Genomic DNA, 16,405 nt, shown 5'->3' with positions numbered 1-16,405 from the left:
TTATTTCTTTTTAGATTTATTAATCTCATCCTGAATTATTTTATTTAGAATGCTATCTTTATTGGTAGTTACATTTTTCTTTACTAAAACTCCATTCTCGTCATAATAAATAGAAGCAGATGTGTCATTAGTCTTAATTTCAACACTTATTTCATTGTTTTCAGATGATGCGCAATTCAAACATCTTACTTTATCAGCATCAACTCTATAAACTGGATTGTTTGTATCGTATTCATTTTCATCGAAAAAATCATAATAACTTCTGTCATAATTGCTATAGCTTTCGTCGGTTTGAAAGAGAGTTCCTTTTGGTAAGTACAAATAGATTTCCACTTCTTGACCTCTAAATTTATTTTCTACAGCAGTTAATAAATAATTGTCTAGGATAATTGTATTTCCTTCAATCTTGTAATTATATTTTATTTTTTCTGCTCTTTTTTTAGCTTGTAAAGTCGATTTTCCGTTAGCAATTTTTTCAATTAACATATATGGAGTTGCTTCATCTGTATACTTAATTTCAATACTAACATTATTGGAATAAATAATTTCATTATCGTTTTCATCTTGTGTTATCTTGAAATCATGATTTCTATAATTGCTTTTCGAATAAAAATCATTGTTTTTGAATTTAATCTTTAAAGTATCTGTCGAACCAATTGCAATTACTTCTTTTTGAACCGATTTTCCATCAAATGCTAATTGAGAAGCTTCGTTAATTCCTAATGAAATAATAATTCCAATAGCAATAATCCAAACGGCTAACAAACTATATTTAACATAATTACCTATTGATTTCAAATTGTTTACCATTAGTTTTAATCCTAAAATCAGTAAGAAAAATAATGGAATTCCAAAACCTAGCAATAATAAAATACCTTGAACCCAAAGCGGAGTTTCTAAACCAATAGGTGTATTAATATGATTTAAAATATAGTTCTCTGGCATTGTTGATGAAAATATCATGATGATACTCGTTATAATGATAGCTAACAATGCAATTCCTGAGAAAAATATGATGAAAGAGCCTATTAATTTTGCAAATACCTTAAAAATAGTTGTGATAACTTCTTCAATGGTTGAACCAATTCTAGTAGCACCTGATTTAGCTGTGTTAGCGATTTTCTCATGATCGATATTACTAAATTTAGAAGCAATATCGTCAAAACCTTCCTTTACTTTTTTTTCGATGTTGGAAATGGTTATCGGTTCTCCCTTCATTTCTAATTTTTGAGTTGTAGTAACTGCTTCTGGTACCAAAATCCATAATACGATGTAAACAAATAAACCTGTTCCAAACCCGAAGAATAAAATCACCATAATGATTCGTAACCATAATGCATCAATTCCTAAATAATGACCTAATCCTGCCATTACACCACCAATCATTCCATTTTCTTTATCACGATATAATCTTTTTGTAGGATAATAAAAATTGGTAGAAGATGATGAACTAGATTGATAAGTTGATTTTTCATCATCAATTTTATAATCTTCTGGTTGTCCCATAATGGCAATTACATCTTCAATTTCGCTTAATCCTACAACTTGTTTTTCGTTTTTTAAACGTTCTTGAAAAAGTTCCGCAATGCGACTTTCGATATCTTTCATTATTTCGTCTCTTCCATCAGGCGAAAGTGAACGTTTCACCGCATCAAAATAACGCGATAATTTTTGATAGGCATCTTCGTCAATGTGAAAGAAAAAACCTCCTAAATTTATACTTATTGTTTTGTTCATGACCTTTAGTTTTGACTTGTTATTATATTTACTGCATCTGATAATTCTTTCCAGGTGCCATTTAATTCTTGTAAAAATTCTTTGCCTTCATCGGTTAAACCGTAATATTTTCTTGGTGGTCCCGATGTTGATTCTTCCCAACGATAATTTAATAATCCATCGTTTTTTAATCTGGTTAGAAGTGGGTAAACTGTGCCTTCCACAACTAATAATTTAGCATTCTTTAGCGTATCCAATATTTCAGAAGTGTATGCATCTTTTTCTTTTAAGACAGATAAGATACAAAATTCTAAAACACCTTTTCGCATTTGTGCTTTAGTGTTTTCAATGTTCATAATTCCACTTGTTTTTTTTAATTAGACTGTTCATTTTTTGATTCATTTTGCTTTCGCATTGATTGATTTGATGATTGAAAATTAGATTACCTATTATTTTCTTATACAAAGATAAGTCTAAAAACAGGTATTATGTTACGCATAGTACTAATTTTTAACAAAAAATTAACAAATAAAAAAATAATAGGAATGCATAGTATTTTTTGTATTTTTACAACAAAATCAATACAATATGCAGTTTACACCATCAAAATTAAATGCTTTTATGTTTTTTAAATTGCCTTCTGCTTTTTGGAGTGGGGTAAGAGTAAAATCAATTTCATCAGAAGTTTGTGAGGTTACTGTAAAGCATCGTTGGTTCAATCAAAATCCTTTTAACTCCATGTATTTTGCGGTGCAAGCTATGGCTGCAGAGTTTACTACTGGAGCTTTAGTCATGTTGCAAATCAAACAAAGCGGCAAAAGTATTTCGATGTTAGTAGCTCAAAATAAAAGCATCTTTACAAAAAAGGCTACAGGAAGAATTATTTTTACTTGTAATCAAGGAAACTTAATAAAAGATACCATTCAGAAAGCTATCGATACACATGAAGGACAAACTATTTGGTTAACTTCAATAGGAAAGAACGAAAAAGACGAGCAAGTTTCTGAAATGCAATTTCAATGGACAATTAAAGTTAGAGGTTAGAGTAATGAGTTTAGATTACTAGATTTAACTTTTCTTCTCCTAACTCCCAACTTAAAACTAATCCTAAACATAAGTTAATTTGCTTTCATACTTAATTTATTGATGGTAAATTTGAGAAAAAGGAAAAAGAAAATGACAGTATTAATTACAGGAGCTACAGGTTTGGTTGGACATGAATTGGTTAATTTATTGCTTCAAAATGGATATACGGTTCATTATTTGTCTACTTCAAAATCAAAATTAGTTTTACAGAATAATTACAAAGGCTTTTATTGGAATCCAAAAAAAGCTGAAATCGACACAAATGCTTTAACAAATGTTGATGTAATAGTTCATTTAGCTGGTGCAAGTGTTGCAAAAAAATGGACGCCTGCATATAAACAAGAAATTATTGAAAGTAGAGTACTTTCCACACGATTGCTTTACAAAACTCTTCAGAAAAATTCGCACCAAGTAAAACATATTGTTTCTGCATCGGCTATTGGTATTTACCCTGACGATTTAAACTACATTTATCATGAAACCGATTTACAAGTAGATGATACCTTTTTAGGTAATGTGGTACAACAATGGGAAGATGAAGTGAATCAATTTGAAAAACTACATATTAAAGTAGCTAAAATTAGAATTGGAATCGTTTTAGCTAAAAATGGTGGAGCACTCCAAGAAATGGTAAAACCAATAAAAATGAGTGTTGGTGCTGCTTTTGGTTCGGGTAAACAATATCAATCATGGATTCATATTAAAGACTTGGTAGCTATTTTTCAATTTGCAATACAAAATCAGCTAGAGGGGATTTACAATGGTGTTGCACCTTACCCCGTTACAAATTCTGAACTAACCAAAGCAATTGCTAAAACATTAAACAAGCCCTTGTTTTTACCTAATATTCCTCAATTTGTTATGAAAATAATGTTAGGCGAAATGCACCAAATTTTATTCTCTAGTCAACATGTAAGTTGTAGAAAATTACTCGATTTGAATTTTCAATTTAAGTTTGCATCTCTTGACAAAGCTTTGAATGATTTACTAAAATAAAAACCGCCATTTTTGTGGCGGTTTCTTTTTTTATTGTTTTGTTGCTTTCAATTTCACAACCAATTCAATTTCATCATTAACAAACTTATCTTTTAAATCATCAAAGATAGATTTAGAAGCGTAATTTACATTCCAATGCGTTCTATTGATTTGGAAAGAATCAGTAGTTAATGTCATGTTATTTCCTTCGTAATTAACAGTTGCAGGAAATTTAACTGGTTTAGTAACTCCTTTTAAAGTTAAGTTCCCATTTACAGTAGCTTTTCCGTTTTCAGAAGTTATAGAAGTAATTTCGAATATTCCTTCTGGAAATTTACCTACGTTGAAGAAATGATCTTCTCCTTCTTTATCGCCAGTTCCTTTCAAATGCGCTTCTAAATCTTCTTTTCCGTCACCTGCTTTTAAATCGGTTACGACAATCGAATTCATATCGATTATAAATTTTCCGCTCTGAATGCTGTCGTTTTTCACTGCAATTTCTCCCGATTTTAGATTGATTGTTCCGTTGTGTTTACCTGCTGGTTTAGAACCAATCCATTCGATAACAGAAGTTTTTGTGTCAACAACATAAGTTGTACTTTCTGCAGATGCTGTTGCAACTTCTCCAGCTTCTCCAGCTTCATTTTTGTCTCCTTTACAAGCCACATTCATTGAAATGCTAGCCAAAACTAATAAACTTAAAATACTTTTTTTCATGTTTTTATTTTTTTGGTTTATACAAACTTAGTTTTTAAGTTCTTTATACTTTCTTAAAAAGTTGCTAAAATTTAACTTTTAATAAATTTGCTGACAATTTGACATTTTATAACTTTTGGCAATACATTTGCAATCACATTTACTAAAGTAAAAATGTTTAAAAAAATTTTTAAAAATATGAGTCAAGAAAGTACTGAAAACATCGAAAAGGAAAATATCAACACTGAGAATGTTTCAGAAAATCAAGAGATTAATGCTCCTGAACTAACAGTTGAAGAGCAATTACAAGAAGAATTAGCGAAAGAAAAAGATAAATTTTTAAGACTTTTTGCTGAATTTGAAAATTATAAAAAGCGTACTGCTAAAGAACGAATTGATTTATTTAGAACGGCTAATCAAGAGGTTTTACAAGCTATGTTGCCCGTTTTAGATGATTTTGATAGAGCGTGGGCTCAAATTTCTAAAACACAGGAAGAAGCTTTATTAACAGGAGTTCAATTGATTCATGATAAATTAAAATCAACTTTAGTTTCTAAAGGATTAGAAGAAGTAGAAGTAAAAGTTGGTGATGCCTTTGATGCTGATTTTGCTGAGGCAATTACTCAAATTCCAGCTCCATCAGAAGATTTAAAAGGTAAAATCGTTGATGTAATTGAAAAGGGTTACAAATTAGGTGATAAAATCATCCGTTTTCCAAAGGTTGTAATCGGACAATAATTTTTACTGTACAGATGCGATTTATCGCGTCTAATTTTAATCAAAGTTATAATGAAAAAAGATTTTTACGAAATATTAGGCATCACTAAAAGTGCTACACCTGAGGAAATTAAGAAAGCGTACCGCAAGAAAGCAATCGAATTTCACCCAGATAAAAATCCTGGTAACAAAGAAGCTGAAGAAAATTTCAAATTGGCAGCTGAGGCATATGAAGTATTGAGCGACCCTGACAAAAAGGCTCGCTATGATCAATATGGGCATCAAGCATTTGAAAATGGTGGTTTTGGTGGAGGTCATCACATGAATATGGATGATATCTTCAGCCAGTTTGGTGATATTTTCGGAGGTGCTTTTGGAGGTGGAGGTTTCTCTGGCTTTGGAGGTGGTTTTGGTGGCGGTGGCCAACGCCGTGTTAAAGGAAGTAATCTTCGAATCAAAGTAAAATTGACTTTAGAAGAGATTGCAAATGGAGTTGAAAAGAAAGTAAAAGTTAAACGTAAAGTTCAAGCTAAAGGTGTTACTTACAGAACATGTCCAACTTGTAATGGTTCAGGACAAATTATGAAAGTAGCCAATACGATTTTAGGTCGAATGCAAACGGCAACTACGTGTCATGTGTGTAGCGGTTCTGGTCAAATTTTAGATCAAAAACCTGCTGGAGCAGATGCTCAAGGTATGTTGTTAGAAGACGATACAGTTTCAATCAAAATCCCAGCTGGAGTAGTGGATGGAATGCAATTAAAAGTGGCTGGAAAAGGTAATGAAGCACCAGGTACAAACAGTATTCCAGGAGATTTAATTGTAGCTATTGAAGAAATCGAACACGAATCTTTAAAACGTGAAGGCGAAAACTTACATTACGATTTATACATCAGTTTTGCAGAAGCAGCATTAGGAGTTTCTAAAGAAATTGATACCGTTTCTGGAAAAGTTCGGATTAAATTAGAAGAAGGAATTCAATCAGGTAAAATTCTTCGTTTAAAAGGAAAAGGAATTCCAAGTCTAAATTCTTATGGTAATGGAGATTTGCTCGTTCACGTTAATGTTTGGACACCAAAAACGTTAAATAAAGAACAAAAACAGTTTTTTGAGAAAATGCTTACAGATGAAAACTTTATCCCCAAACCAGAAAAGTCGGATAAATCTTTTTTTGAAAAAGTTAAAGATATGTTTTCATAATTAAATAAATATTAATACATTTGAAACTCACTTTCTTAGGGAAGTGAGTTTTTCTTTTTCATAGCAATTTTTCCCATCCTTTAGCAATAAAGGGTGGGTTTTTTTTGTAACAAAATCCGTATATTTACTACTTACTAACAACACAAAATCTTACTTTTTATATATGAGCAATATTCTTGAAGTACAAAATGTAGTGAAACAATATGGTGATTACACCGCTTTAAATAATGTTTCACTTCAAGTTCCAAAAGGTAGTATTTATGGACTTTTAGGGCCAAATGGTGCTGGAAAAACATCTTTAATTCGTATTATCAACCAAATTACTATGCCTGATAGTGGTGTTGTTTTTTTAGATGGCGAAAAGTTAAATCCAGATCATGTAAAGCATATTGGTTATATGCCAGAAGAACGTGGTTTGTATAAAACCATGAAAGTGGGTGAACAATGTTTGTATCTGGCACAATTAAAAGGTATGCCCGAAGCAGAAGCAAAAAAACAATTAAAATATTGGTTTGAAAAGTTCGAAATTCAAGGTTGGTGGGATAAGAAAATCCAAGAACTTTCTAAAGGTATGGCGCAAAAAATTCAGTTTATTGTAACAGTTTTACACCAACCTAAGTTGTTGATTTTAGACGAACCTTTTTCTGGTTTTGACCCAGTGAATGCGAATTTAATTAAAGACGAAATCATCGAATTGAATAAAAAAGGAACTTCGGTAATTTTTTCTACGCACCGAATGGAATCGGTAGAAGAAATGTGCGACTATATTGCATTGATTCACAAGTCTAACAAGCTTATCGAAGGAAAATTAGATGATGTAAAACGTCAACATCGTACTAATATTTATCAAGTTGGAATTTTAACGAATAATATTGAAGGTTTAATGGTAAGTTTAACTCAGAAATTTACCATTGGTCAAACCAACTTCAAGTCGTTAAATGATGATTTGAAATTAGAAGTTCATTTAGAAAATCATTCTTCAAATGAATTAATTTCCATTTTAACACAATTTGGTCAAGTGACTCATTTTATGGAAAAAATCCCAACTGTTAACGATATATTCATTCAAACCGTAAGTCAATAATCATGAGCGTATTATCTTTAATTATCAAGAGAGAATTTATTGCAAAAGTGCGCAATAAATCATTTATCGTAATGACTTTTTTAGGTCCGTTATTGATTGTGGGAATGACGTTTTTAATTGCGTATTTATCAAGTGTAAATAAAGGCGATATTAAAACAATTGGAGTTCACGACAGAGCCAATATATTTGTCAACGATTTCAAAAATTCAGAAGATATTAAATATGTGAATCTTTCCAATTTGTCTTATGATAAGGCAAAAGATTCGGCAAGCAACGCTTTTGAAGGATTAATTTATGTGCCAGAAGTTCAAAATGTAGAAGAATTGGCCACTAAAACAACCTACATTTCAGATGATAGTCCAAAAATGGATTTTCTTATGAATTTGCAAAAAGTTATCGATACCAAATTAAACAAAGAAAATCTGAAAAAATTAGGTTTTGATGCTGAAAAAATTGAAAAAGCTAAAATTAAATCGGAAGTACAATTTGCAAAGTTTTCAGGTGAAAACGGATTGAAATTCTTAAATGAAATCAAAATCGGAATTGGTTTTGCTTTCGGATATTTAATCATGATGTTCATCATCATTTACGGAAATATGGTAATGCGAAGTGTTATCGAAGAAAAAACAAATCGTATTATTGAAATTATTATTTCTTCGGTAAAACCTTTCCAATTGATGATGGGAAAAATCATCGGAACTTCATTAGCAGGAATTTTACAATTCTTAATTTGGATTGTACTCGGAGTTATTTTAATGTTCTCCTTATCCGCAGTTTTAGGTGGTCAACAAGAAGCTGTCACTACCGCTCAAGTTTCAGCAGAACAAGCTGAGGTAGCAATGAGTTTTGTTGATAAGCTTCAACTTTATATTGCTGAAATTCCAGTTCTAACTATTGTGGTTTCATTTGTAATTTTCTTTATTGGAGGTTACTTTTTATACAGTTCATTTTATGCAGCTATTGGAGCCGCAGTTGATTCTGAAACCGATTCTCAACAATTTTTAATGCCAATCATCATGCCGTTAATGTTGGCAGTTTATGTTGGGTTTTTAACCGTAATGAATGATCCACACGGAACGGTAGCAGTTGTATTTTCTTTAATTCCGTTAACTTCGCCAATTGTAATGTTAATGCGTATTCCATTTGGAGTGCCATTATGGCAATTAGCACTTTCTATCGTTTTATTGTACGGAACGTTTATCTTTGTAGTCTGGTTTGCCGCAAAAATCTACCGAGTTGGTATTTTAATGTACGGGAAAAAACCAAGTTGGAAAGAATTATTTAAATGGTTGAAATATTAAAGTAAGTTTAAAAGTTTATTGTTTAGGAGTTTAAAAGTTTTCGAAACCCTCTTAAACTTATAACCTCATAAACTTCTAACCTAAAAAAGAATGAGTAAAATCCTTATTATAGAAGACGAAGCAGCAATTCGAAGAGTATTAGTAAAAATACTTTCCGAAGAAAATGATTCGTATAAAGTTGAAGAAGCAGAAGATGGTTTGCAAGGAGTTGAAAAAGTCAAAAATGAAGATTATGACTTGATTCTTTGTGATATTAAAATGCCAAAAATGGACGGTGTAGAAGTATTAGAAGCCGTTAAAAAAATAAAACCCGAAATTCCAATGGTGATGATTTCAGGTCATGGCGATTTGGAAACAGCTATAAATACGATGCGTTTAGGAGCTTTTGATTACATTTCAAAACCGCCCGATTTGAACCGTTTATTGAATACGGTTCGAAATGCATTAGACAAAAAACAATTAGTAGTAGAGAACAAAATCTTGAAAAAGAAAGTTTCTAAAAACTACGAAATGATAGGAAACAGCGAAGCTATCAATCACATCAAAACGATGATTGAAAAAGTAGCTCCAACTGATGCCCGAGTTTTAATCACAGGTCCAAACGGAACTGGAAAAGAATTAGTAGCACATCAATTACACGAAAGAAGCGAACGTTCATCTGCTCCTATTATCGAGGTAAACTGCGCAGCTATTCCATCGGAATTAATTGAAAGCGAATTATTTGGTCACGTAAAGGGTGCTTTTACTTCGGCTGTGAAAGATAGAGCAGGAAAATTTGAAGCAGCTGATGGCGGAACTATTTTCTTAGATGAAATTGGCGATATGAGTTTATCAGCTCAAGCTAAAGTTTTACGCGCGTTACAAGAAAATTTGATTCAACGTGTTGGTGCTGATAAAGATATAAAAGTGAATGTTCGTGTTGTGGCAGCTACGAATAAAGACTTGAAAAAAGAAATCGAAGAAGGACGATTCAGAGAAGATTTGTATCACAGATTAGCGGTAATTTTGATTAAAGTTCCAGCTTTAAATGATAGGAGAGAAGATATTCCAGAGTTGATAGAGCATTTTGCTGCTAAGATTGCTTCGGAACAAGGAACTTCTCCAAAATCTTTTTCAAAATCAGCCATCAAATTATTACAAGAATACGATTGGACAGGAAATATCCGTGAATTACGAAATGTAGTTGAACGTTTAATTATTTTAGGCGGAAATGAAATTTCCGAACAAGATGTAAAACTGTTTGCGAGTAAATAATATTTAATGTTGCGAGTTTAAAGTTACGAGTTTGAGGTTTTGAAATAATTATTTATTTGTCGAAACAAGAAACTCTTAACCCAAAACCCGAAACCCGAAACCAAAATAATGCAGTTAAAAAAAATAAATCCCAACCTTCAGAAAGCACTTATTGAAAACGATTTTATCGAAGCTAATGAGTTGCAACAAGAGACTTTTTCAACCATCAAGAGTGGTGTTGATGCCGTTATTCAAGCGCCTAATGGTTCTGGTAAAACAACTACTATTTTGATGAATGTGATTCAGAAAATGGAAAAGCCAGTTGGTGAAAGTACACGCGCTTTAGTTCTAGTTCAAGACAAAGAAAAAGTATTAGAAGCTGTTGAAACGTTCAAGAAATTCAATCGATATAACAATTTAAGAGTTTTTGGAGTGCATGAAAAAGGCGATATCGATTACGATAAAAACCAAATTTCTTTGGGTATGGATGTTTTAATTGGAACGCCTATCCGTATCAATGAAATGTTTTCATCAGCAGGATTTAATATGACGACTATTAAAATGTTTGTGGTAGATGATGTGGATGAAATGTTGCGTAAACGAGAAGATGCTATTATCCAAAGACTTTCTATGAGTGCGGAGAAAACCCAACGTTTATTCTTCTGTTCTCAAATTACCGAAAGAGTGGAAGTTTTAGCCGACAGAATAATGATTGAACCTTTATTTTTTGAAATGGACGATAACGAATAAAAAAAGCCTGAAGTAATTCAGGCTTTTTTGTTATTATTTTACTTGGTCTAAACCTCTTTTTCTAAGAAGTGGTTCAGTGCTTGGTTCAGCACCTCGGAAACTTTTGTAAAGTTCCATTGGATCTTCAGTTCCTCCTTTTTCTAATACATTTTTTCGGAATGATTTTGCGTAATCTTGGTTGAATAATCCGTTTATTTTGAATACTTCAAACGCATCGGTATCTAAAACACCAGACCAAATATAACTGTAGTAGCCTGCTGAATAACCACCTGCAAAAATATGATTGAAATAGGTACTTCTATATCTTGGAATTATGGTACTTGGTAAGTTAATTTTGTTCATAGCTTCTTTCTCAAAAGTTTCAGCATCAACCGTAATGTTGCCTTTTTGAGTATGATATTGCATATCTAAAAGAGAAGCCGCTAAATATTCTGTAGTAACAAAACCTTGATCAAAAGTTCCGGCTTTTTGCATTTTTTCAATCAACGCATCTGGAATTACTTCTCCTGTTTTGTAGTGTTTCGCATACATTTTCATTACTTCTAGTTCGGCAGCCCAGTTTTCCATAATTTGGGATGGTAATTCAACAAAATCTCTTGGAACGCTTGTTCCTGCTAAACTTTCATAAGTTACATTTGATAATAATCCGTGTAAAGCGTGACCAAATTCATGGAAAAATGTACTTACTTCATCAAAAGTTAATAAAGCTGGAGCGTTTTCTGTTGGTTTGGTGAAATTACAAACGATTGAAACTACTGGAGCAATACGTTTTCCATTCTCCATTTTTTGAGTACGGTAGGAAGTCATCCAAGCACCACCTCTTTTTGAAGCTCTTGGGTGAAAATCCATGTATAAAATTCCAACGTGATTTCCGTTAGCTTCTTTAACTTCCCAAACGGTTACATCTTCGTGGTATTTTGGTACGTTGTTTAACTCTTTAAATTGTAAACCATATAAATTTTTACAAACGGTAAAAACTCCTTCTCTTGTTTTTTCTAAACTGAAATAGGGTTTCATTTCTTGTTCGTCTAAATCAAAACGCTCTTTTCTGATTTTTTCAGCGTAATATCTCCAATCGTAAGGTTGCACATCGTCTTTGATTCCTTCTTTTAACATCATTTCTTTAATGTCGGCAGCTTCTTTAGTTGCCATGTTTAAAGCCGGAGTCCATAAATCCATCAATAATTTAGTTGCAGTTTCAGGATTTTTTGCCATCGATTTTTCTAACACATAATCAGCATGGGTATCGTATCCTAAAAGGCGCGCTTTTTCTGCTCTTAAATTTGCAATTTTAATGGCTAGTGCTTTATTATCTTTATCGTTATTGTTGTTTGCTCGCATTTGGTAAGCATTCCAAATTTCCTTACGTAAGTTTCTGTTTGAACTGTATTGTAAAAATGGCATTACACTCGAATTTGACAAAGTAAACACCCATTTTCCAGCTTTGCCTTTCGTTTTTGCATCAGCAGCAGCGGTTTCAATAAGTTCACTTGGTAATCCTGCTAAGTCTTTTGCATCAGAAATTACTAATTCATACGAATTGGTTTCAGCCAAAATATTTTGTCCGTATTTCAAAGTTGCTACCGCCATTTCAGAGTTAATTTCTCTTAATCGTTTTTTGTTTTCTTCTGTTAAGTTGGCACCGCTTCTAACAAAATTTTTATATAAATTCTCTAAAATCTTAGCTTGTTCTTTATTTAATTTGAAGTTCTTTTGGTTATCCCAAATGGTTTTTACTCTTTTGAATAAAGCATCATTTAAATAAATATTGTCGTTATGTGACGATAATTTTGGCGCTAATTCTTTTGCAATTGCTTGAATTTCTTCGTTTGTATTCGCACTATTTAGATTGTAAAAAACCGTACTTACTTTTGAAAGCAATTTTCCCGAATTTTCCATAGCTAAAACCGTATTGTCAAACGTTGGCTTTTGTTTATTTGATACTATAGCATTGATTTCGGCTTCTTGTTTTTTTATTCCTTCTAAAATGGCAGGTTTAAAATGCTCATTTTTAATTAAATGAAAAGGTGGAACTTGATAAGGTGTGGTGTACGTTTCAAAAAACGGATTCATAGTGGTTTTGTTTTTGTCTTGTGAATTAACCGTTACAGCACTAGTTAGTGCTGAAAATAAAAGTATTGTTTTGATTTTCATTTTCGTGAAATTTAAAACGTAAAAATAAGAGATTTCTATTCCTACGACTAAAACTTAACGATATTTTATGAAATGTAATCGTCGCATTCGAAAATCAAATTTTAAAATCTATCTTTGCACCTTCAAAAATTTAAGGAAACTTTTTTAACCTTTTAAACCTTAAACTTTTTAACATATATTATGATTACAGTTAACGATGTTGCCGTAGAATTTGGCGGAACTACTCTTTTTAGTGATATTACTTTTGCTATTAATGAAAATGATAAAATTGCCTTAATGGGCAAAAATGGAGCAGGAAAATCAACTTTATTAAAGATTGTGGCAGGAGTTAATAAGCCTACAAGAGGCGGAATTTCGGCACCAAGTGATGCTGTTATTGCTTATTTGCCTCAGCATTTATTAACTACAGATAATTGTACGGTAATGGAAGAAACTTCGAAAGCCTTTTCTGAAGTTTTAAATATGAAAAAGGAAATTGATGATATCAATGAGCAATTAACCGTTCGTACCGATTATGAAAGTGATGATTATATGAAGTTGATTGAGCGTGTTTCTGAACTATCTGAAAAATTTTATTCTATTGAAGAAGTGAATTACGAAGCGGAAGTTGAAAAAGTTTTAAAAGGGTTAGGTTTTGAAAGAGAGGATTTCACTCGCTTAACATCTGAGTTTTCTGGAGGTTGGAGAATGCGTATTGAGTTAGCCAAAATCTTATTGAAAAAACCCGATTTAATTCTTTTAGATGAGCCAACGAATCACTTAGACATGGAAAGTATTCAATGGTTAGAAGAATTCTTAATGAATCAGGCTAAAGCGGTAATGGTCATTTCTCACGATAGAGCGTTTGTAGATAATATTACCAATCGTACGATTGAAGTAACGATGGGAAGAATTTATGATTACAAAGCGAAATATTCGGATTATTTAGTTTTACGTCAAGATAGAAGAATTCACCAACAAAAAGCTTATGATGAACAACAAAAATTTATTGCTGAAAATCAAGCTTTTATTGAGCGATTTAAAGGAACGTATTCAAAAACAGAGCAAGTACAATCACGTGTTCGAATGTTAGAAAAATTAGTTCTTGTTGAAGTAGACGAAGTAGATACATCAGCTTTAAAATTAAAATTTCCACCCTCACCACGTTCAGGTCAATATCCAGTAGTGGTTAATGAATTAACTAAAAAATATGGTGATCATGTAGTTTTTAACAACGCTAATTTAGTTATTGAAAGAGGACAAAAAGTGGCTTTCGTAGGAAAAAATGGAGAAGGAAAATCAACTATGATTAAAGCAATTATGGGTGAAATTGATTACGATGGTGGAAAAGTTGAAATTGGTCATAATGCTCAAATTGGGTATTTTGCTCAAAATCAAGCCGCTTTATTAGATGGAGAGTTAACTGTTTTCGATACAATCGATAGAATTGCGGTTGGTGATATTCGTACCAAAATCAAAGATATGTTGGGCGCTTTTATGTTCAAAGGCGACGATATTCAAAAGAAAGTAAAAGTACTTTCTGGAGGAGAAAAAACACGTTTGGCAATGATTAAATTGTTGTTAGAACCTGTGAACGTTTTAATTCTGGATGAGCCAACAAATCACCTAGATATGAAAACAAAAGACATCATTAAAGATGCATTACGTGATTTTGACGGAACGTTAATTTTAGTATCACACGACCGTGATTTCCTTGATGGTTTGGCCGAAAAAGTATTCGAATTTGGACACAAACGCGTAAAAGAACATTTTGAAGATATCAAAGGCTTCTTAGCGCATAAGAAAATGGAATCGTTGAAAGAGATTGAAAAATAAAATGAAAGCTCCAATTGGAGCTTTTTTTATGTTTATCATTTTTCATTTTCAAAACCTCAAACATTCGGCTTTATTTCTTTTTGTCATTGCTTTCTTATGTCTAAAGTTCATTTTGTATAAATTATTTCTTAATCGAAATAATCACTACACCTTTTTCTCCTTTTTTACCATAAATTTTTATAGCATCAGCAGGTTGGATCACTTCAATTTTTTCAATTTTTTGTTTGCTCAATGGGGCATAAGGACTAGTAGGATTCTCACCAAATAGTGATTCTTCTGAATATTCCTCTCCGTTTATAAAATAGACTGGCTCTTTAAGTTTTATAACTGAAACAACTTCATCAGGATTGATTTCAGCTAATGATTTTTTATTAGCTTCACCATCAATCACCACTAAATCATCATTAGCTACTTTTTTATCTTTTTCCTTTAATAGATTTACTGAATTAGCTAAATCATAACGTTTTCCTTTTGCTAAATAGCCCGAATCATTTGCTGATGCCGAATTCAAAGTGTTATTGTTATATGTTGGAATGAAACTCGTTTTTGCCATTACTTGAACTTCTTCCATGGCAATTGGAGTCGGAATCATCACTTCTTTTTTCGATTTGTAATTAATTGTATCGTTAATTACAATGTTATTCTGAATTACGATTTGTTGTTGTAAAATTTGCTCCGCTTCTTTTTTAATTTCGGGAGTGGTATTTACAAATCCATTAGCCGATTCTGGTGTTGGAATCGTATTTTTTGATGAATCAATCGTAGTAACTGTATTTTCAGGAATAATGACATTTTCTTTTTTTTGCAATAAGAAAAACATTAACGTTCCTACTAAAAATATTGATGCCGCAACTGCTAATTTTTTCCACAAATGTTTTTCTTTTTGAAGTGTTTGTGTTTCAAGCTTGTCTTCCACGCGAGCCCAAATCTTCTCCATACTTGGAAAGTCTTTTTGCTCGGCGTTTTCGGCGGCTTGTTGTATTTTTTTATATAATTTTTCTTCTGTTCCCATGACTATTTTGCTTTTTGATAATAAAAAGTTCTTACCAATTCTTTTAATTTACTTTTCGCCACATTCAATTGTGATTTCGATGTTCCTTCACTTATGCCTAGTTGCTCTGCAATTTCTTTGTGTGAATAACCTTCAATTACAAACAAATTAAAAATCGTTTGACATCCATCAGGAATATACTGGAGTAAATTGAGCAAATCTTCTTCTTCTAAATCAGTGACTTCATCAGCTAAGGGTTGCGAATTGTAGCTTACATCTTCCAAATACAAATTAAAGTTGATGTTCTTTTTAATTTGTAAAAGGCAATTATTTACCGTTATTTTTCGGGCCCAAGCTTCAAAAGCTAAATCCTCTTTTAGTTGTTCGATTTTTGTAAATATGGTAAAAAAAGCATCGGCCAATACTTCTTCAATTTCTTCCTCCTTTTTTAAATACCGTTTGCACAAACGATAGAGTTTTGGCGCCATAATTTCATACACCATGCGTTGCGCTTCGCGGTGTTGTTTTCGGCAGCCTTGTATGTGTTTTACATCCATTGGTAAACTTGCTTTTTTATATAGAGCAGAAAAGTTGGTAAAAGGTTGGGAAGAAAATTAAATTTTTTCAAATTCTTTTAAAATATACCAATCTATATACTTATGAATAATATTATTATAATTGAACTCT

At 32.0% G+C, this 16,405-nt stretch carries 15 protein-coding genes; 9 read left to right on the top strand and 6 right to left on the bottom strand.

Annotation, left to right across the window (positions count from 1 at the left end; genetic code table 11):
* Both V7P59_RS02605 and V7P59_RS02600 read right to left on the bottom strand, forming a co-directional pair.
* On the bottom strand, window positions 1–1,737 hold the full coding sequence (locus V7P59_RS02605) for a PspC domain-containing protein (protein ID WP_333808529.1): 1,737 nt from the start codon (window positions 1,735–1,737) through the stop codon (window positions 1–3).
* A 5-nt stretch (window positions 1,738–1,742) separates the two neighbouring features.
* Entirely contained in the window at window positions 1,743–2,072 is a 330-nt protein-coding gene (locus V7P59_RS02600) for a PadR family transcriptional regulator (protein ID WP_026724567.1), read from the bottom strand.
* A 232-nt stretch (window positions 2,073–2,304) separates the two neighbouring features.
* On the opposite strand from V7P59_RS02600, the gene V7P59_RS02595 reads away from it, so the two are divergent.
* On the top strand, window positions 2,305–2,760 hold the full coding sequence (locus tag V7P59_RS02595; RefSeq protein WP_333808525.1) for a DUF4442 domain-containing protein: 456 nt from the start codon (window positions 2,305–2,307) through the stop codon (window positions 2,758–2,760).
* 132 nt (window positions 2,761–2,892) lie between these two features.
* The gene (locus V7P59_RS02590) at window positions 2,893–3,798 is read left to right on the top strand and encodes a TIGR01777 family oxidoreductase (protein ID WP_333808523.1); all 906 of its coding nucleotides are present in this window, start codon (window positions 2,893–2,895) and stop codon (window positions 3,796–3,798) included.
* A gap of 30 nt (window positions 3,799–3,828) precedes the next feature.
* On the opposite strand, the gene V7P59_RS02585 is transcribed toward V7P59_RS02590, so the two are convergent.
* A complete protein-coding gene (locus tag V7P59_RS02585) occupies window positions 3,829–4,494 on the bottom strand; it encodes a YceI family protein (protein WP_333808522.1) in 666 nt (221 codons plus the stop codon).
* A gap of 177 nt (window positions 4,495–4,671) precedes the next feature.
* On the opposite strand from V7P59_RS02585, the gene V7P59_RS02580 reads away from it, so the two are divergent.
* The 6 genes from V7P59_RS02580 to V7P59_RS02555 all read left to right on the top strand — a co-directional run bounded on the left by V7P59_RS02580 (window position 4,672) and on the right by V7P59_RS02555 (window position 10,758).
* On the top strand, window positions 4,672–5,211 hold the full coding sequence (locus V7P59_RS02580; protein WP_442902410.1) for a nucleotide exchange factor GrpE: 540 nt from the start codon (window positions 4,672–4,674) through the stop codon (window positions 5,209–5,211).
* Between the two features lie 51 nt (window positions 5,212–5,262).
* Window positions 5,263–6,390, top strand: coding sequence for a molecular chaperone DnaJ (gene dnaJ / locus V7P59_RS02575; RefSeq protein ID WP_333808517.1), 1,128 nt, complete (start codon window positions 5,263–5,265; stop codon window positions 6,388–6,390).
* A gap of 163 nt (window positions 6,391–6,553) precedes the next feature.
* Window positions 6,554–7,474, top strand: a complete 921-nt coding sequence (locus V7P59_RS02570; RefSeq protein WP_333808516.1) for an ABC transporter ATP-binding protein — start codon at window positions 6,554–6,556, stop codon at window positions 7,472–7,474.
* Window positions 7,475–7,476: 2 nt separating this feature from the next.
* The gene (locus tag V7P59_RS02565; protein WP_333808514.1) at window positions 7,477–8,775 is read left to right on the top strand and encodes an ABC transporter permease; all 1,299 of its coding nucleotides are present in this window, start codon (window positions 7,477–7,479) and stop codon (window positions 8,773–8,775) included.
* A gap of 90 nt (window positions 8,776–8,865) precedes the next feature.
* Window positions 8,866–10,029, top strand: a complete 1,164-nt coding sequence (locus tag V7P59_RS02560; RefSeq protein WP_333808512.1) for a sigma-54-dependent transcriptional regulator — start codon at window positions 8,866–8,868, stop codon at window positions 10,027–10,029.
* A 108-nt stretch (window positions 10,030–10,137) separates the two neighbouring features.
* Window positions 10,138–10,758, top strand: a complete 621-nt coding sequence (locus V7P59_RS02555) for a DEAD/DEAH box helicase (protein WP_333808510.1) — start codon at window positions 10,138–10,140, stop codon at window positions 10,756–10,758.
* Between the two features lie 33 nt (window positions 10,759–10,791).
* Here V7P59_RS02555 and V7P59_RS02550 read toward each other — a convergent pair whose 3' ends face one another.
* Complete coding sequence (locus tag V7P59_RS02550; RefSeq protein ID WP_333808508.1) at window positions 10,792–12,912, bottom strand: M3 family metallopeptidase; 2,121 nt, start codon at window positions 12,910–12,912, stop codon at window positions 10,792–10,794.
* A 180-nt stretch (window positions 12,913–13,092) separates the two neighbouring features.
* Here V7P59_RS02550 and V7P59_RS02545 point away from each other — a divergent pair, with 180 nt between their 5' ends.
* Window positions 13,093–14,727 (top strand): ABC-F family ATP-binding cassette domain-containing protein, encoded by a 1,635-nt coding sequence (locus V7P59_RS02545; protein ID WP_333808506.1) that lies wholly within the window; start codon window positions 13,093–13,095, stop codon window positions 14,725–14,727.
* 121 nt (window positions 14,728–14,848) lie between these two features.
* On the opposite strand, the gene V7P59_RS02540 is transcribed toward V7P59_RS02545, so the two are convergent.
* Together V7P59_RS02540 and V7P59_RS02535 are read right to left on the bottom strand one after the other, a co-directional pair.
* Window positions 14,849–15,739, bottom strand: coding sequence for a hypothetical protein (locus tag V7P59_RS02540; protein ID WP_333808504.1), 891 nt, complete (start codon window positions 15,737–15,739; stop codon window positions 14,849–14,851).
* Window positions 15,740–15,741: 2 nt separating this feature from the next.
* The gene (locus V7P59_RS02535) at window positions 15,742–16,275 is read right to left on the bottom strand and encodes an RNA polymerase sigma factor (protein ID WP_333808502.1); all 534 of its coding nucleotides are present in this window, start codon (window positions 16,273–16,275) and stop codon (window positions 15,742–15,744) included.
* Between the last annotated feature and the right edge of the window lie 130 nt (window positions 16,276–16,405).

This window comes from Flavobacterium sp. (assembly GCF_036782315.1).
Classification (GTDB): Bacteria; Bacteroidota; Bacteroidia; order Flavobacteriales; family Flavobacteriaceae; genus Flavobacterium.
The sequence above is the reverse complement of the archived record's forward strand: the minus strand, read 5'-3'. Positions and strand labels throughout refer to the sequence as shown.